Raw genomic sequence first — 18,820 nt, 5'->3', positions numbered from 1 at the left:
ATCATAACCAAATCGCTTCACTTAATACGCTTTGAGCATGAATATCTTCTACACACACCATTTTAACTAATAGCCAAGCACGTTGTTCTTCTGTTAAATTTTCTATGTTTTGGGCTTCCTTAGACATGGAAAGGCGTTTTGAAATGGAATCAATGGCATCAATTTTATTTTGTGCTGCGGAGATTACATCCTGCCAAGCTAAGCTTTTTTGTGAAAGGGCAGTTAAAAAATCCTTATTGGTCTTTTCACCTAGCATAATATTTTTAATCTCAGTTAAAGAAAAGCCCAAAGCCTTTAGCTCAAGAAGAGCATTGATTTGCGAAACTTGATTCGCAGTGTAATATCGATAACCTGTCAAGGAATCAATTTTAGCCGGTTTGATGATTCCTTTCTTTTCATAGATACGGAGTGCTTTCACAGAAACATTGAAAAATGCAGCGATCTCTCCAATTTTCATAACTATGTCATCCATAATTATTCCTCCCTTTTAGTGTTAAAAGTTTCTAAGATACGTCGAACACCAACCATAGCAGTTCTTATTGATACAAGACAATTTGTAAACATAATAGCACTTGCAATGACACTCCCTCTATATTGAAGTGCCGCTGTGAGTTCTCCAAAAGTCATACTATCTGTTACTATCCAATGGCTACTAATAACTAAAATTAATAAATAGCCACCTAATCCAAGGAAAGGAAGGATAGAATTACTAATTGCATTTCGTATAATTATTTTCATATTAGCGTTTCGTAATTTGATACTACTTTTTTCAAAATATTCAAGTAAGAAAAACTGTGCATCATAGACCATAGCAGTATCTGCGCAAGTAATAAGAGCATTTAAGTCTGTAGTATTCTTTATGGTAGCTTCTTTTGATTTTTTTGATAATTCAGTTATGGGTTTTAAAACAAATTGTTGACTAAAAGTTAAGTGAAGTATTAGAAATAATATAACAAGTATTAAAATTCCTCGGTTTATTAAGAATAATAATATAAATGAAATACTATAATTCACAATTGCACAAACTGCATGTGGTAGATTTAGGGGTTGATTTATGATTGCTAGGCCTTGCCCCACATCAGAGTTTAAACGAGAGAACCATTCCCCTGATGATTTTTCATCAATTGTTTTAAGTGTTAGAGTTGATATATGTTTAAATAATTTTTTTCGAACTATACTTACGAAACGAGTTACATAGGAAGAAAACTTGATCCATATAGTTCCATTATATAGAAAAAGAAAACAATTTCCAATACAAAAAATAAAACAGATAATTAATAAATTCTGTATATTCTTATGATCAATGGCCTCAAAACTATAGCGTAAGAAATTTGCTAAAATAATCGTATGAATAGCATCAAAGGGAGAGCGAAGTATTAAGAGCAGAATAAATTCTATCTCCTTGGCACCAATTTTTATAAACTTATATAAATCACGCATGTACTAGTATTCCTTCCTCCAAACGGTATAATTGATTTACATCAATTAAGGCTTCAGGTCGATGGGTAACAGTAATTACGGTCATATTTTTCGTTAGATTTTTTAATGCCATAAGAACTGCATTACTGGTATCGGAATCAAGTGCTGATGTAGCTTCATCTAATATAAGAACTGGAGAGTATGTATCGCTTTTAAAGATAGTAGTATTTTTAATTGTATTATCATTGGTTTTTGTAATTTCATTAGGTTTTGTAGAATAAATTGGTTTAGGAATTGATTTCATTTCTGTCAGAGAAATAGCCTTTGCCAAAGCTCTTGCAATTGCTATTCTCTGAGCTTGACCACCTGAAATGTTCCCATTACGTTCTCCTACCAATGTATCAATACCACCTGGCAATGTTGCAATCCACTCCGTAAGTTGAGCTACTTCACAGGCCTGCTTAATGATTTCATCATCATACGAATGACCGCAAGTTATATTTTCTTTTATGCTTAAAGGAAGTAGCACTGTATTTTGCATAACCAAAGCAATATGACGGCGGATTTGAATTGGATTTGTATCTCCTTCGACTTCTATGTAACCTTCCCTAGCAATATATAAGCCTGAAATAAGCTTTAATAATGTGCTTTTTCCACAACCACTGAAACCTATTATTCCGATGTGCTCGCCAGTTTGAATGCTTAAGTTAATATCTTTTAAAACTTTTTTATCTCCATAAGAAAAATTGATTCCTTCCATTTGGATGCCCATACAAAATCTCCTTTTATATCAATTTAATGCTTTTTCTATTTCTATTTACTCTGTAAAATAGTAGCTTCAATTCTCATCCTATTTATTCTGTAAGATAGATAGTAGACTCAATTCTCTTCATATTTACCGTAAAACGGCGGAGTAGTGCAATACGTCCCGGAATGTTCATCATAAGGTTAGAAGTATTACCTGAAAGATTTATAAATATATACAAGGTACCGATGGATAATTCATTTTTTATAACTCTTATACCTCCAATAAGAAAAAGAAGTAATAACGGAATATAGGATAAGAATGCGGATAAGGACATAAGTTTTGCTCGGGTACTCTCTTCTTTAATACTCAATGCCTCCCATTGGTGTAGAGTCTCATAATGCTTGGATTGAATAAATGGCATGGCATTGTATATTTGTAATATTGGAAATAGCGTAATTAAAGTATTTAAGTAGCCGTTAATTTGCGTGTTTGCTTCTTGGATTTTATTTACCGTTCTTCCAATGATTTTACTGGTGTATATTGTGTAGAAAACAAGGAGAATAACTGGTAAATGAGATAAAATTGTTAAATTAGGATTGAGCCATAACAAAAAAGATAGGGTAGTTAAAAAACGTATACAATCATTAATGAGAGGAAAGAAATTTCCACATAGAAAGCTAGAGATATCAATTATTTCATTTTGTAATTTTGATAAGTATTCACCTTCATTTAGAGTTTCAATTTCGCTGTATGGAAGGGTAACTAAATGTGTTGCATACCTTAAACGCAAGTCGTGGCTTAGTGTTTCACAAGTATAGCCTGAAAAAATACCTAAAGTAAAAGACAAAATAGAACTTATTAGTATGGTTAGTAAGGCTATAAAAATGTTATGTTTTGATAAAGGGACCTTATTGTTTATTTGATTAATAATCTCACTTAATTGTAAGTTCCAAAATAATGAAACAAGCATGGAAATTATACTTATACAAATGGTTAATATAACCATGGGGTGACGTCTAGAAATTAGTTTTCGAAATAGAATCATAATTACCTCTTATTCTCCCCTCTCATAAGGGCATAATTAATAAAATAGCTTTACTTTTTTAGAATGAAGAAATATTCATTTTAATGTAAAATACCTTTATATGCAGTATAAACTATACCCTAAGGACAGAGTCAAGGGAACTTGCAATAATTGTTTTGAAAAAGAATTAAATGTGCAGAATCTCTTATGTGTATATTACATAGAGTTAAAAGTAGGTAGAATCTCTTGTATTGTTTATTTATGTAAAATGAATTATAATTTTCATATTGGAAAAATAAAGTAATTTTAAGACTAGAATTTTTACAACTTCATAACATTTCCATAATATTATGAATATATTCCATTTTTATAATTTAGAAAAAAGAGAAATGGAGAGATTATTATGAAAAGGAAATCACTAATATTATTTATTGTAACCTTTGTTTTTGGCGTGCTAGCTTGCTCATTGGTTACGTTCTTATTATTTAACGTAAGTATGAAAGAAAATGAAGAGAAAGTAAAAGAGATTAAAGTTTCTACAAATGAGATGGAACGGGATGATACAACACCAGAGAATGTAATTGAATCAAATTTAAATCAAGAAAGTATAGATAATAGTCAGGAAAGTACAGATAAGAGTCAAGAAAGCACAGATAAGAGTCAAGAAAGTACAAATAAGGGTCAGGAAAGTACAAAGCAAAATCAGGATTATATAGAAGATAATCAAGAAAATATAGATAACATAGAAAATGAGACGGAGGAGAATGATGACAATATCCTTATCTCGGGATCTATAGATAAATCAATCCCTCTTGGTGCAAACATTCAGACAATAACAGTAAATTCAGCAATCGATGAAGTATTGATATACCAAACAGATAATGAGGAATTAGAAATAACACAAACTTATAAAAATCTATATAAAAAAGATTTATTTACAGTAAGTGAAGAAACGGGAGAGCTTATGATAACAACGACATCCACTGGAGACAATCTGCAATTACCCGGAAGTAATAGTTTAACTAGAAAATCAACTCTGGAAGTTAAGCTACCAGAAGGTTTTTCGGGAACATTAGAGGTTAGGTGTGATGTGGGAAGTATTACAATAAAGGATCAACTAAAAGTGGAAGAGCTTAATCTAGCAAATGACATTGGTGATATTACTATTTTAAAAGAACAAAACCTGAAAAAAGCAAATCTACATTGTGATATTGGTAACATTACGGTAAAAGATGCTTGGAATGTTGAGGATAGTACCTTTAATGCAGAAGTCGGAAATGTTAGTTTTAGTAAAACTATAAGTGGAAAAAAATTAGAGGTTCTTGTACAAATCGGTAATGTCGTTGTACCTAGGGAGGCAAAAGAAAATAAGGAATTTTTAATAAAGGCTGATTTAGGAGCAGTAAAAGGATATTAGATTAAAATAATAAATATATATAAATAGAAAAGAGGCTGCCAAAATAGAGTTGTCTATTATGGCAGCCTTGATGGAGTAGATATGGCACATATTTTAATTGTTGAAGATGAGGAAGCAATTAGCTACTTAATAAAGAAAAACTTGGAGTTGGTTGGGTATTATTGTAGTCAGGCTTATGACGGGAAAACTGCATTAGAGAGACTTAAGGTGGAGAAGTTTGATCTTATTCTTTTAGATGTTATGTTACCTTATCTTAGCGGATTTGAACTGATGAAACATATAAAGGATACACCAGTTATATTTATAACTGCAAAAGGAAACCTAGAGGATCGAATTTTAGGTCTTACTTCTGGGGCGGAGGATTACATAGTAAAACCTTTTGAAATTCTTGAGCTAATTGCAAGAATAAATATTGTTCTACGAAGAAGAACAACAAACAATGAGATGATAACAATCAATCATGTCCAGGTAGATTTAAACAGTAAAGTTGTAAAATATAAGGGTGAAGTACAAGAGTTAACGCCGCAAGAATTCACATTATTAGAAGTCTTAATTATAAATCGAAATCTTGCAATGTCTAGAGAAAAGCTTTTAGAGTTGGCATGGGGATTTGATTATGAAGGAGATACAAGAACCGTAGATGTACATATACAAAAACTAAGAAAAAAATTAGGATTAGAGGAACAAATCAAAACAATATATAAATTAGGCTATCGCTTGGAGATGTGATGAGCTCTTAAAATGAAGGGAAAACCAATGAAGTTTTGGCAGAAGTCTTTTTTAATATTAGGTATTATATTTGTGTTTTTTTTAAATGTAGCAATTTTTATTATTGCACGTGATGCTTATAAGAAGCAACTAAACTCCTATGAAGATAAAGCAACAGGAGAGGCATATTTTATTGCAAATTCAATCTATAATGATTTTTCTGTATTAAATAAAAGAGGTGAATTATCAACTTCAAATGAAGAAAAAATTTTTCGTTCATATGCTGAGTTCTACCAGCAGCAAGGAATAAGAATTGCAATAAAAAAGGGAGAAGCATGGATTTATAATAATGGCTCTGATGTTTTTGCTGATGAAAATTTACCAAGCATTGATTCGGATACCATTCGATTATGGACACGCACTTATGATAAAGAAAAGTATGTCATTGTCCAAACTAAATTAAGGGAACCGTATTCAGATTATACACTTTTGTATCGCTATCATTTGGTTGATTTTAATAAAAATTGGAAGCGTACAACATTTATATTTATCATTGAGTCTTTAATGATTACCTTCGTTCTTTTAGTTATTCTATATTTTGTTCTACGCTCACTTACAAAACCAATATACCAATTAAATAATGCAACGAAGGAAATTGCAGAAGGAAACTACAAAAAGCGTGTAGCTATTAAAGGAAACGATGAATTAGCTGAACTTGGTAGGTATTTTAATCAGATGTCTGATAAAGTTGAGCAAACGATTGAAAATTTAAAGGAAGAAACAGATAGGAAACAACGCTTAGTTGATAATTTAGCCCATGAGCTTAGAACTCCTCTTACGGCAATATCAGGGTATGTAGAATATTTGCAGATGGCAAAATTAGAGGAGGAAGAAAAATATAATGCACTGATGTACATACGAAAGGAATGCAAGAGATTAGAAAACTTAAGTCAAGTGTTACTACTACTTGCAGATATTAGGGAAACAAAGATTCCTATGGAGAGGGTATCTATAGAAAAAATAATTAAATCTATAAAATACAGACTTCGTACAAGTATTGCTGAAAAAGAAATTGATTTTAACTATGAGAATATAAGTATTGTAGTAAACGGAAATTATGAGCTTTTAGAGATTATGATTTCAAATATTGTTGAAAATGCTATAAGAGCATCTTTTGAGAATGGTAAAATAGAGATTTCTTCCTATCAGCAGGGTAACAAAGGAATTTTAACAATTGCAGATAATGGAATCGGTATGGAGAAGGATGAATTGCTTCATATCATGGAACCTTTTTATCGTGTTGATAAGGCAAGAAGTAGAAAATACGGTGGTGTGGGGCTAGGAACTACACTTTGTGATCAAATAGCAAAAAGACACGCCGCTACAATAACTTATGATTCCAATGTTGGAGTTGGTACTACAGTAAGGATTATCTTTGCAAACGTGATATAGTATAATAGTAGCAATCTTTCTATACAGTGTTTACAAATAAACCCAATTGATATATAATTAACACACCATATTTAGACAATGGACGACAGGGGATATAGAGTTAGGGGCCACTTTAAGGAGGATAAGCAATGAGGATTGTTATGTATATGAAGCGTACACTCGCATTTGGCTTCTATGTATTATGTGGTGGCATTCTCTTTGCGACTCTATTGTTAGGTATGAACTCACATTTTTATATATATTGGTATTGGTTGTTGCTACTTATGATAAGCTGCTTTGGAACATTGGTTTTAGGTACACATTTTTTATGTTCTAGTTTTAATCAAATAGAGGATAAGATTCATTGTGCGTTATTGGTTTATCGTTTTATGTTTGTGATATATATATTTCTTATCATTTTTATTTTATTTATATTTAATTATCAAGTAAGCATAAGTGTAAATAACGCTGAATATAAACAACTAGATTATTTGAAGGAACACTCGAATTTCATTCCTTTTACAACGCTATTTCAGTATATTTCAGGGGTTTTTAATCATACTCTTAATACCTCATATGTGCTAAGAAATACACTAGGGAATTTTTTTCTATTTGTTCCTATGGGATTATTTCTACCAGGTATTTTTAAAACGTGTAAGGATCCAAATAAGTTTATTCTGGCTATTTTAATTATACGGATTCTTTTTGAGATACTACAAGTTTTATTAAAAGTTGGAGTGTTTGATGTAGATGACATTTTGCTTTCGTTTTTCGGAGCGATGATATCTTATAAAGTTTACCATCTTAATTTCTTTCAATATTTTATTAAAAAGGTTTATCTAGTTAAAAGCTAGTATATTTCTGAGATTCTTATACAAACAGAAAAAACACTTCCACTTAGGAAGAAATAATGGTATAATGAAAGGTACAACTGCGACCGTTAGATAGTAAACGAGATTGCAAATTGTATGGAAGGTGTGCTTTATTAAGGAGCCATGAATATGAAAACAAATAAAAATAGACTATATGGTGCATTACGTACGTATTTGAGATGGCCGCTTATTTTAACCATTTTATTGGTCGTTATGAATATATGCATTTATATGATTGATAAAAAAGCAAGCGCAGTGATGTCTTGCTTTGTTGTGCTTTATTTTATAATTGCATTATTACTTTATTTTCTAAAACGTCCATCCATTGTAGGAGACATGGTACAGTTTGCTACTAATTATGGTGAAATTCAGAGAAAGCTTTTAAAAGACATGGTCATCCCATATGGTGTGCTTGATGAAAAAGGGCGTATGGTTTGGGCGAATGATGAATTTTGTGACATCATAGGGTCTGAAAAAAAGGCTAGACGCTCCATCGCGAATATTTTCCCAGAGATAACGGAAGATATATTACCAGATAGTGAACTTGATGTGGAACTCCACATTAATTATGCAGAAAAGAATTATAAAGTCGTATTACGTAAAGTAATGACACCAGATTTTGAAGATGAATCCTATTGGTTACAGGATGAAGAAGTCATGGGGAACTGTTCTTATTTAGTTGCGATGTATTTGTATGATGAAACAGAAATCGTGGCACTACAAAAAGAAAACAGTGACCAAAAACTTATTATTGGTCTTCTTTATATCGATAATTATGAAGAAGCACTTGAAAGTATTGATGAAGTTAGACGTTCCCTATTAACTGCATTGGTTGACAGGAAAATCAATAAGTATATGCAGGGAATTGATGCAGTAATTAAAAAGCTTGAAAAAGACAAGTATATTTTTGTATTTCAAAACAAATATTTTCCACAACTACAGACCAATCGATTTTCTATTTTAGAGGAAGTTAGAGCTGTAAATATCGGTAATGAGATGTCCGTAACCATTAGTATGGGACTTGGCGTGAATGCAGAATCTTATTCTAGAGGATATGAATTTGCTAGAGCCGCAATGGATTTGGCACTTGGCCGAGGTGGAGATCAAGTTGTTGTTAAAGATGGTGAAAAGCTTTATTACTATGGTGGTAAGAGCTTTACCGTTGAGAAGAATACAAGAGTAAAAGCAAGAGTTAAGGCACATGCTTTAAAAGAGTTTATTGAAGCAAAGGATAAGGTTGTTATCATGGGACATTCCATCGGAGATGTGGATTCCTTTGGTGCGGCAATTGGTGTATATCGAATTGCTAAGACTTTGAATAAAAAAGCTCATATTGTAATCAATGATGTGACAATTTCTGTGCGACCTGTGATGGCACGTTTTAAGAATAGTCCTGACTATGAAGAGGATATGTTTTTAAATAGTTCACAAGCCATTGGTGTAGTTGATAATAATACCTTACTTGTGGTGGTGGATGTAAATCGACCAAGCTACACAGAATGTCCTGAACTGCTTAATTTAACGAAAACAATTGTTATTCTTGACCATCATAGACAAACAGGAGAATCCGTTGAGAATGCAGTGCTTTCCTATATTGAACCTTATGCATCGTCTTCCTGTGAAATGGTTGCAGAAATTCTTCAATACATTGGAGAGGGACTTAAGCTACGTCAGGTGGAAGCAGATGCAATGTATTCAGGAATCATGATTGATACGAATAATTTCTTGAACAAAGTTGGTGTTAGAACCTTTGAAGCTGCAGCATACTTACGTAGAAATGGTGCAGATGTAACAAGAATACGAAAAGCATTCCGTACCGATATGCCAGAGTATATGATGAGGGCTCAGGCAATTACATCCACAGAAATTTACTTAGATCACTATGCCTTTGCTGAATGTGGAAGTGAAGGAGTGGATTCGCCAACGGTACTTGCAGCTCAAGTAGCCAATGAATTATTAAGTATAAATAATATTAGAGCATCTTTCGTGTTTACGTATTTTAATGAAAAAGTATTCATTAGTGCACGTTCCATTGATGAACTTAATGTTCAAATAGTTATGGAAAAACTCGGCGGAGGCGGTCATATGAGTGTAGCTGGTGCCCAGCTAAAGGACTGCACAGTAGAAGAGGCAATACAAAAGGTAAAAGATGTATTAACTAAAATGACTCAGGAAGGAGATATATAGATGGAAGTTATTTTAACACAAGATGTTAAGGCATTAGGAAAAAAAGGTGAAGTTGTTAAGGTTAGCGATGGTTATGCAAGAAATTTCATATTGCCAAAGAAACTAGGCCTTGAAGCAACACCTAAGAATATGAATGATTTAAAACTTCAAAAAGCAGCAGAAGCAAAGAGACAGCAAGAGATTTTAGAAGAAGCTCAAAGTTTAGCAAAAGAGATTGAGGCTAAGAGCATTCAGTTAAAAATTAAAACAGGTGAGGGTGGTAGAACATTCGGTTCTATTTCTACTAAGGAAATTGCTGTTGCTTTAAAAGAACAATTGGGATTTGACATTGATAAGAAGAAATTACAGTTAAATGATCCAATTAAAAATATGGGGACATTTACTGTACCAATTAAGTTACATCCAAAGGTAACTGCAGAACTAAAGGTAAGAGTAGATAGCCTGTAGAAAGAGGTTGAGTTTACATGGATGAGGCATTTATCAAAAAAATACTACCACATAGTCCAGAAGCAGAACAATCCGTAATTGGTTCCATGATTATGGACCGTGATGCTATCATCGCTGCCTCTGAAATTATAACTGGAGAAGATTTTTATCAACATCAATATGCAGTGCTATATGATGCAATGATAGAATTGTTTCAAGAAGGAAAGCCTGTGGATTTGGTTACCTTACAGAATAAATTAAAGGAAAAAGAAGTTCCACCAGAGCTATGTAGCCTTGAATTTATTAGTGATTTAATCCGTGCAGTGCCAACCTCTGCCAATGTTCGATATTATGCGAATATTGTAAGTGAAAAGGCGTTATTACGAAGATTAATTAAGGTTACCGAAGGAATTGCAAACACTTGTTACTTAGATAAAGAAAAAGTGGATGTAGTTTTAGAACAGACAGAAAAACAAGTATTTGATATTGTTCAAAATCGTAGTACTGGTGATTTTGTAAGTATTAAAGATATCGTAATTAAATCCCTTGATAGTATCGAAGCCGCTTCTAAAAATAAAGGAAGTGTTACTGGTATTGCTACTGGATTTTATGACTTAGATTATAAGATGGCTGGATTACAGCCTTCCGATTTAATATTAGTTGCAGCAAGACCATCTATGGGTAAGACAGCTTTCGTGTTAAATATAGCAGAGCATGTTGCGGTAAAATCACATATTACAACGGCTATATTTAGTCTGGAAATGTCAAAGAATCAGCTGGTGAACCGTATTTTATCAATGAATTCTAAGGTTGATTCCCAAGCAATTCGTAGTGGTGAGTTAAATGACGAAGACTGGGCGAAACTGATGGAAAGTGCGAGAACGATTGGAGAATCTGGTCTAATTATTGATGATACACCTGGTATTTCTATTACAGAGTTACGTTCTAAGTGTAGAAAATTTAAGCTAGAACATAATTTAGGCCTAATTATCATTGACTACTTACAGTTGATGTCAGGTGGTAAGAAATCTGAATCAAGACAACAAGAAATCTCTGAAATCTCTCGTTCTTTAAAAGCTCTTGCAAGAGAGGTTAATTGTCCTGTTATTGCATTATCACAGTTAAGCCGTGCGGTTGAACAAAGACCAGACAAGCGTCCGATGCTCTCTGACCTTCGTGAGTCTGGTGCGATCGAGCAGGATGCCGATGTTGTTATGTTTATATATCGTGATGATTATTACAATCATGATTCGGAAGAGGCAGGTATTTCTGAAATCATTATTGGTAAGCAAAGAAATGGTCCAACAGGTACTGTTAAACTTGCTTGGTTATCACAATTCACAAAGTTTGCAAATTTAGAGAGATAAGTAAATTATTATAGTTAATAAAAAGAAAATGTATGAGAAAAGCTGAAGATTTTTCTCATACATTTTCTTTTTTGCATTTATTTTAAGCGTTCATCCTTGTTTCGTGACTTTCTTTAGAAAGTTACATTTGTATGATGCTAAAAGAAACTGTTATGTACTGTCATTACTTGTGGATTTGGACAAGCTATTGACAGGCTGTGTCGATGTGTTTTTTAGAAAGGTTCTTTTGAAAGGTTGCAATTGAAAAGTGTCATGTTATAATAATTTAAGTGGAAAATATTTACATATTCAGTGAATTAGGAGGATGCTTATGCAGGAGAAAAGATATATTATATCTGATGCTTCGAAAATGATAGATGTAGCAGATCATGTTCTTCGATATTGGGAGAAAGAGCTAGAGGTTGACGTTCCACGAAACGAATTAGATCACCGCTATTATAATGAAGGGCATATCGAACTCTTTAAATCTGTTAAGGCATTGAAGGACAAGGGATTTCAATTAAAAGCAATTAAGTTGTTACTACCTGAAATTAAAAAAGTAGAGGCATTAGATGCTACGCGTCTAAATCAGCTAAGGGACAAGCTTGAGATTGCAATGGGCCTTGATGGTGTTGAAACAAAGGAGAAAGAGCTTGATGAAGATGCAATAAGCATTAAAAATGAGGATGATTTAAAAGGAGAAGATAAAGCAGTGGATCAAGGCGAGACTTTGGAGCAAGAGCACGGACAACATTTTGATTTGGTAAAGAAGAATTCTACCTATGTTGAAGAAAATGAAGAAGATAAGTTAGGACAATTCAGAAATATTATGTGTAATATTATGAAGGGTGCGATGCAAGAAAGTAATGAGCAATTATCGGTAAAAATCAGTGAAAAAGTAACGGACTCTGTGATTAAAGAATTGGACTATCGATTAAAAGTACGTGAAGAAAAAGAAGAAGAAAGATTTAAACAATTAGATCGGACAATTCGTGAATATCAACTTCAAAGACAACAAGTTGCGGCTACAAAAGAAGTAGGAAGTTATAAAAAGAAAGAGAGTAAGTTCTTTAAGAAAAACAAAGTTAGAATTTAATTGGAATATTTAGAATGAAAAAAAGCACCTAATTTAGGTGCTTTTTTAATGTTAAGGTGAATACTATATATTAACCTTCGATTGCACCTGTTGGGCAAGTTGCTGCACAAGCGCCGCAATCTAAACAAGCATCTGCATCGATTTCGTAGTGGCTAGCACCTTCAGAGATAGCGCTAGCAGGGCATTCACTTGCACAAGCGCCACAGCTAATACAACTGTCAGTAATTACGTATGCCATTTCTTTGTCCCTCCTTTTACCTTTTCTCCTATTTTACTCTATTATTATGAATAATACAAGCTAAAATTTATCAATAACATATGAAATTGGGAAAATTACATTATTGTCTAAAGATACGGATTGGAAATTTTGAGAGTGAAATATTTTAGAATGAAATATAAGGAAATTTATCTTGACGGTATAATATTGATAACCTATAATGTGAATGGAACATATGATAAGATGCCGAACTTTGTAAATTAAAAGTTACTGTAAGCATCACTTAAAATTAAGGAGGTACACATATGATTAGCAAAGACATGACAATTGCTGAAATTATTCAAACAGATCAAAATATAATACCTATATTACTAGATTCTGGCATGCACTGTATTGGATGTCCATCCGCTCAAGGAGAATCCTTGGAGGAAGCTTGTATGGTTCATGGAATAGAAGTAGAAGATTTAGTGAATCAAATCAATGGTTATCTTAGTGCTGAATAAGAAAGATAAAAGACTGTTGTGTAATTTAAATTTAAGATTTCGATGTTGATTAACATCGAATTCCTAAGATCTAGATTATACAACAGTCCTTTTTTTAAAGTTTATATAAAACTTGTATTGCATTCTTATCAACAATCTTATCAAAATGTTCTTCATAATAAGAGACACTAGCATAATTCACATGCTCGGTTCTACCAAATTCAGAGATTATATTGCAAACCTTATTAAATTCTTCTGGTGTATGGTCAGAAATTTGAACGACCAAATAATATTTTGAATTTGTAGGATTTTTATATAATGTATTGATACCATGATAGAATGGAGCTATGATTCTGGATAATGAAATTACTTCCTCTAAAGAGCGGAATGTAAAAGTTTTGCTTAAATTAGGAGCAATATTTACTGGGGATTTTGTAGCGTCTTCTGTAGCATCGTTTGATTTATTTTTTGATTTATTATCTTTATTGGTACGATTCGCTTCTTTTGGATCGCGATTCCCAAGTAATTCTCCAATTTGTTCAAAGCAATTTAATATCTCATCAGCATAGGCATCATCATCCTCAGCCTCTTCAATTGTTTCATCTTTATCTGCATATGGTGTAAAATTTGAAAAACGGGTGTCTAACTCATCTGGGTCTTCTACTTTTGTTATTACTAGTATTAGGCACTCTGCTGAAACAGGAATTGCCTCAATCATAAGTGGTATATCATCCGCTTCAAACCCAAATTCATACGATGCTTGCTGCATCATATCTCGAAAAAGCTGCTTTGCTTTCTCGCTACCATATGCTAATTCACTAATACGTAATTCACGATCAACTAGATCTTCTTTATTTAGTGTACAGCGTATTTGCGTGTCGCTAATTTTTTCAATTTTCATAGAATCACACCCCTTTCTAACTTAATGAGTTAATTTAAGATACTATGGTGTTGTAAACAAAGTATAATGTAATTTATAATATAAGTCAATACGATAATAACAGAGCACAATCTGAATTTTTTGTGAATAATCGTTATTAATAAACATATATTCAGGCGCCTTAACTCTCATGCATATTTGAATTTATTGTTTCCAAATTAATCAATTATTAATATTTTCTTCCTCATAATTTCAGTAGTTCCACGCGAACATATAGTTTTGATAAGAACTCTATATCGTCAATAGTGACAAATATTCTTTATATTATTGTATAGAAATAAAAATTAAATTCATTGCCTTATTTACAAATATTAACTATAATAAAGGTGTAATATGTTTTATTATAGCGAAATATTGATAAACAGACAGAAAGGAGAGAATGAGTGAACAAATTTTATTTGAAAAGTATCAGGTATTAAAAGTTATAAGCAATAGTGAATATAGTACAGTATATTTAGCTGTGCACATTAAGTTACAGTGTAATCGTATAATCAAGCAAATCTATAAGTCATCTCCTTGCTACTTGCAATTGATTGGAGAGGCTAAAATCATGAAACTTCTAAAGCATCCTTGTATACCTCAAATATTTGATATAGAGGAAGATGAAACTTCTTTTTATATCGTAGAACAATATATGGAAGGCGAGTCTTTAAAACGTATTTGTCAAATACGGAAACTTCAAGAAAAAACAATTCTATCCTATGCAATACAAATCTGTGATTTACTCAGTTACTTACATACAAGAGAGCAAGTCATTCTTTATCTAGATTTAAAACCAGAAAATATTTTAATACATAATGAGCAAGTATACTTAGTTGATTTTGGTAGCTCGAATTATCGAAAAGAAGAACGTGATTACGGCTTTGGAACTCCGTGGTTTGCTTCTCCTGAGCAGTATTTATCAAAAAATGTCGATGAACGAGCAGATATTTATGGAATCGGTATGTTGCTCTACTACATGATTTTAGGGAAAGAATATGCAATAGAAAAAGGAAAGAATATCGATTTTTCAGACTCTTGTAGTAAGGAATTAAAACGTGTTGTAAACCGATGTCTTAAATTGCAAGCATTCCAAAGGTATACCTCTATCATAGAACTACAAAAGAGTTTGTCTGGAATTCATATTAAGCTTAAAAATAGTAAAGATACAGAACATATTACAACGATTGCTATTGCTGGTTCTCAACATCGTATTGGAGTTACACATGTAGCGTTACAAATGGCGAACTTCTTAAAGCAAAACAGAAGAGCTAGTTTATACCTTGAGTGTAATGATTCTCTTGCTTTATCTGCAATCGCAAGAAGAGAAACTATGAAAAGCTATAGAGAGGAGGGATATTTGCTATATCAAGTCCCATGTTGCCATTCTGATTTGATGAAAGACATAAAATTAAACACTCAATATAAATTTATAATAAAAGATTATGGTGTTTTATCAAATGAAAATTATCATAAGTTTTATAAAGAGGACTATCAAATGGTTGTCATGGGCGCAAAAGACTGGGAACTAGATGCCTCAGAGCAATGTATTCAATTATGTAAGAGAAAGGATAATGTTTATTATCTATTTAATTTTATAAGTGCTTCTGATTTTCGAAATGTTATAAATAATATGAAAAGTAAAAAGTGTTATAGAATACCATTTGAACCACAATTGATTTTAAGCAATAAATCTGGGGTAATGGAGACATTTTTCTTACATTTGTTAGAGGATATTCTTAGGGGTTAGTAAAGATTCATCCTGCATGCAATGTGTCTTAACGAATAATTTATGGAGGAGCTATGAGTAAAAATCCCATTTTATATAAATTAATATCAAAGAAAAGAGTAAACGAGGGGATTTATGTCATTGGTGTTTATGGAATACATCGATATGTTGGTGTAACACATTTAACACTTTTGCTAGCTTTTTATTTAGCGGATATTTGCGGTTATAGTGTAGTTGTTATTGAGGCAAGCGGTAAAGATGACCTTGGTTCATTAGCAGAAAAATACCAGGTAAAGCTAGAGAGTAAGAATAATAAGAAGTTCTCCTTTCATAACATTATGTTTGTTAGACAAGCTACGGAAAAAGATATAGGTGCGTATCGTAATTCTAAGTACGAATTTTGTATTCTAGATTTGGGCGGAAATTATAAGAATGCAGCTATAGAACTACTACGCTGTGACTTGAAAATTGTTATTGGAAACCCAGCACCATGGCATGCAGATGCGTGGAGAAGATTTGAAGAAGTGCTAAGGGGTATCAAGGACTTAGGATCCTGGTGTGTTATTCACAATTTATCTACAAAGAAAATGAAGGCAAAGATTACAAAGTTAAGCAAGTATTATGCTATTGGACTAGAGCCAAACTTATTACATCCAAGCAAAGAAGCAATTAAAGTATTTCAAAAAATAATGCAGTATAAGTAATGTGTTAGCAAATATCCAATATTGGTCATAAGGATAAAAGTAACATATCACAATATTACCTTCTTATCCAGAAAATTAGTATTTGCACCAATTATGTATAAATTATAAAATTTTGCTACATATTAACTAGAAGTGCATTTGAAAAAATGAAATTATGAAAGAGCCATTTCTTACTGTTTAGACCCTAAAACATACCCTCAATCACTGTTATGTATTGGATACTTGGTAAGAAATAGCTCTTTCTATGACCTTTTTCAAAAAATTGCAAATTTCGATTGATAATTACGAAAATGTAATGACGTTATGGAGAAATAATGCTATAATGTTTGTCGTAAAATATAAATATTTGCAGAAAAGAGGTTAGGCATGGATAAGAAAGCAAGACAGGCAATCTTTGGAACTACAACGGTGATTCTAGTTATTCTAGTAATTGTAGCTGTGGCTTTAATAAAAAAGTATACACCGAATAAGGAATATTTGGAGTTGTCGGAATACTATACAGTTCCGGAAGATGAGGCAATGTTAATACTAGATGATTCTGTCTATGAGAAGAACGCAAAAATTATTGACGGAACAATATACATTGACTTAGATACCATTACGGACAAATTTAATCATCGATTTTATTGGGACGCAAAAGAAAATTATTTAATCTATACAACGCCAACCGAAATAATTAAAACAGAACTTGGTAGTAAGGATTATTATGTGAACAAACCAAAGAGTTCTGAAAACTATGTCATTGTAAAGATGATAGAGAATCAGGTTTATGTAGCTTTAGATTTTGTGGAAAAGTATTCAGATATTACTTACACATATTATGAAGAGCCAGCTAGGGTAATGGTTTGGTGTACATGGGGAGATTATTTATATGCTGATGTCACAAAAGATGCAAAGGTAAGATCAGGTGCAAGTATTAAGACACCAATTCTTAGTGATGTGAAAGTAGGAGATCAATTATTATTAATTGATGCTGGTGGCAGTGGAGCCAAAGGCTTTACAAAAGTTATGACAAAAGACGGAGTTAGAGGATTTATACAGAACAAATACGTTAGTGACTCTTACTATGAAACTAAAAAAAGTGAAAAAACTTTTCCTGAATATACAAATTTATCGAAGGATTATACCATTAATCTCGTTTGGCATCAAGTAACTAACATGCAAGCAAATGATAATATGGGTTCCTTATTGGAAAAAACAAAGAATGTTACAACGATTTCTCCAACTTGGTTTCGAGTAAATAGTGAGGAAGGAACAATATCTTCTTTACTAAGTGAAAGTTATATTGAAAAAGCTCATAATATGGGAATTGAAGTTTGGGCACTCGTTGATAATTTTGATACATCGGTGAATAGCTATAACTTGCTATCAAGTACATCAAATCGTGAGCGTTTAATTAACGAATTGATAGCACAGGCTATAAAATATAACCTAGATGGTCTTAATATAGACTTTGAGAGTTTAACACAAGAGACTGGTCCGCATTATATACAATTTTTGCGCGAATTATCTGTAAAGTGTAGAACAAATCAAATTATTTTATCTGTGGATAATTATGTACCAGCTCCTTATTCTAAGTTTTACGATAGAGAAGAACAAGGTAAAATTCTGGATTATGTAATTATCATGGCTTACGATGAGCATCATGGAAATTCTGAAGAAGCGGGTTCAGTGGCATCCATCGGGTTTGTAAATGATGCAATTAATAATACTCTTGCTATGGTTCCAGCAGAGAAGATTATTATGGCTGTTCCTTTTTATACAAGACTATGGAAGGAATCTGTAGAACTTGGTGAAAACGTATTAACTTCAGAAGCTCTTGGTATGGATACTATTGATGCTAAGTTAAAAGAAAATGATGTAACACCTGTTTGGGATGAGTCAACTGGACAATACTATGCGGAATATCAAAAAGATGATGCTACGTATAAGGTTTGGTTAGAAGAAGACGAATCTTTAGAGAAAAAGCTTAAATTAATTAGTGATGCTAACCTTGCAGGAGTAGCTAGTTGGCGATTAGGATTTGAAAGAGCAAGTGTTTGGAATGTTATTCAAAAATATGTGAATTAAGACAAGCCTTTAGTTCATAGACTAT

General features: G+C 32.4%; 18 protein-coding genes. 12 read left to right on the top strand and 6 right to left on the bottom strand.

The features are described from left to right. Position 1: 1 nt before the first annotated feature. The 4 genes from BN4220_RS02870 to BN4220_RS02855 all read right to left on the bottom strand — a co-directional run bounded on the left by BN4220_RS02870 (position 2) and on the right by BN4220_RS02855 (position 3,212). Positions 2-472: a MerR family transcriptional regulator gene (locus BN4220_RS02870; RefSeq protein WP_066713322.1), complete on the bottom strand. Its 471-nt coding sequence runs from the start codon at positions 470-472 to the stop codon at positions 2-4. Positions 473-474: 2 nt separating this feature from the next. Continuing rightward, the gene (locus tag BN4220_RS02865; protein WP_066713319.1) at positions 475-1,440 is read right to left on the bottom strand and encodes an ABC transporter transmembrane domain-containing protein; all 966 of its coding nucleotides are present in this window, start codon (positions 1,438-1,440) and stop codon (positions 475-477) included. Further along, complete coding sequence (locus BN4220_RS02860) at positions 1,433-2,191, bottom strand: ATP-binding cassette domain-containing protein (RefSeq protein WP_066713316.1); 759 nt, start codon at positions 2,189-2,191, stop codon at positions 1,433-1,435. The genes BN4220_RS02865 and BN4220_RS02860 overlap by 8 nt, the downstream gene beginning before the upstream one ends. Positions 2,192-2,273: 82 nt before the next feature. Continuing rightward, the gene (locus BN4220_RS02855; protein ID WP_066713314.1) at positions 2,274-3,212 is read right to left on the bottom strand and encodes an ABC transporter transmembrane domain-containing protein; all 939 of its coding nucleotides are present in this window, start codon (positions 3,210-3,212) and stop codon (positions 2,274-2,276) included. 382 nt (positions 3,213-3,594) lie between these two features. Here BN4220_RS02855 and BN4220_RS02850 point away from each other — a divergent pair, with 382 nt between their 5' ends. The 8 genes from BN4220_RS02850 to BN4220_RS02815 all read left to right on the top strand — a co-directional run bounded on the left by BN4220_RS02850 (position 3,595) and on the right by BN4220_RS02815 (position 12,674). Continuing rightward, positions 3,595-4,608, top strand: coding sequence for a DUF4097 family beta strand repeat-containing protein (locus BN4220_RS02850; protein ID WP_066713312.1), 1,014 nt, complete (start codon positions 3,595-3,597; stop codon positions 4,606-4,608). Between the two features lie 81 nt (positions 4,609-4,689). Next, complete coding sequence (locus tag BN4220_RS02845; RefSeq protein ID WP_066713309.1) at positions 4,690-5,337, top strand: response regulator transcription factor; 648 nt, start codon at positions 4,690-4,692, stop codon at positions 5,335-5,337. A gap of 27 nt (positions 5,338-5,364) precedes the next feature. Next, positions 5,365-6,768: a sensor histidine kinase gene (locus BN4220_RS02840; protein ID WP_066713307.1), complete on the top strand. Its 1,404-nt coding sequence runs from the start codon at positions 5,365-5,367 to the stop codon at positions 6,766-6,768. 128 nt (positions 6,769-6,896) lie between these two features. Next, positions 6,897-7,601 (top strand): VanZ family protein, encoded by a 705-nt coding sequence (locus BN4220_RS02835; protein WP_066713305.1) that lies wholly within the window; start codon positions 6,897-6,899, stop codon positions 7,599-7,601. Between the two features lie 147 nt (positions 7,602-7,748). After that, positions 7,749-9,806, top strand: a complete 2,058-nt coding sequence (locus BN4220_RS02830; protein WP_066713303.1) for a DHH family phosphoesterase — start codon at positions 7,749-7,751, stop codon at positions 9,804-9,806. Further along, positions 9,807-10,253, top strand: coding sequence for a 50S ribosomal protein L9 (rplI, locus tag BN4220_RS02825; protein WP_066713300.1), 447 nt, complete (start codon positions 9,807-9,809; stop codon positions 10,251-10,253). It abuts the gene before it with no gap. A 17-nt stretch (positions 10,254-10,270) separates the two neighbouring features. After that, positions 10,271-11,599, top strand: a complete 1,329-nt coding sequence (gene dnaB / locus BN4220_RS02820) for a replicative DNA helicase (protein WP_066713297.1) — start codon at positions 10,271-10,273, stop codon at positions 11,597-11,599. 310 nt (positions 11,600-11,909) lie between these two features. Then, positions 11,910-12,674 (top strand): MerR family transcriptional regulator, encoded by a 765-nt coding sequence (locus BN4220_RS02815; RefSeq protein ID WP_066713294.1) that lies wholly within the window; start codon positions 11,910-11,912, stop codon positions 12,672-12,674. 70 nt (positions 12,675-12,744) lie between these two features. Here BN4220_RS02815 and BN4220_RS02810 read toward each other — a convergent pair whose 3' ends face one another. Next, a complete protein-coding gene (locus tag BN4220_RS02810) occupies positions 12,745-12,912 on the bottom strand; it encodes a DUF362 domain-containing protein (RefSeq protein WP_066713291.1) in 168 nt (55 codons plus the stop codon). Between the two features lie 284 nt (positions 12,913-13,196). On the opposite strand from BN4220_RS02810, the gene BN4220_RS02805 reads away from it, so the two are divergent. Continuing rightward, on the top strand, positions 13,197-13,394 hold the full coding sequence (locus BN4220_RS02805; protein WP_066713287.1) for a DUF1858 domain-containing protein: 198 nt from the start codon (positions 13,197-13,199) through the stop codon (positions 13,392-13,394). Between the two features lie 94 nt (positions 13,395-13,488). Here BN4220_RS02805 and BN4220_RS02800 read toward each other — a convergent pair whose 3' ends face one another. Next, positions 13,489-14,274: an adaptor protein MecA gene (locus tag BN4220_RS02800; protein WP_066713284.1), complete on the bottom strand. Its 786-nt coding sequence runs from the start codon at positions 14,272-14,274 to the stop codon at positions 13,489-13,491. Between the two features lie 418 nt (positions 14,275-14,692). On the opposite strand from BN4220_RS02800, the gene BN4220_RS02795 reads away from it, so the two are divergent. The 3 genes from BN4220_RS02795 (at position 14,693) to BN4220_RS02785 (ending at position 18,795) form a co-directional block, all read left to right on the top strand. After that, complete coding sequence (locus BN4220_RS02795) at positions 14,693-16,042, top strand: serine/threonine-protein kinase (RefSeq protein ID WP_066713281.1); 1,350 nt, start codon at positions 14,693-14,695, stop codon at positions 16,040-16,042. A gap of 53 nt (positions 16,043-16,095) precedes the next feature. Continuing rightward, a complete protein-coding gene (locus BN4220_RS02790; protein ID WP_066713278.1) occupies positions 16,096-16,725 on the top strand; it encodes a hypothetical protein in 630 nt (209 codons plus the stop codon). Between the two features lie 366 nt (positions 16,726-17,091). After that, a complete protein-coding gene (locus tag BN4220_RS02785; RefSeq protein ID WP_066713274.1) occupies positions 17,092-18,795 on the top strand; it encodes a glycosyl hydrolase family 18 protein in 1,704 nt (567 codons plus the stop codon). Positions 18,796-18,820 lie beyond the last annotated feature (25 nt).

The sequence above is a fragment of the Clostridium sp. Marseille-P299 genome, from assembly GCF_900078195.1.
Classification (GTDB): Bacteria; Bacillota; Clostridia; order Lachnospirales; family Lachnospiraceae; genus Lachnoclostridium.
The sequence above is the reverse complement of the archived record's forward strand: the minus strand, read 5'-3'. Positions and strand labels throughout refer to the sequence as shown.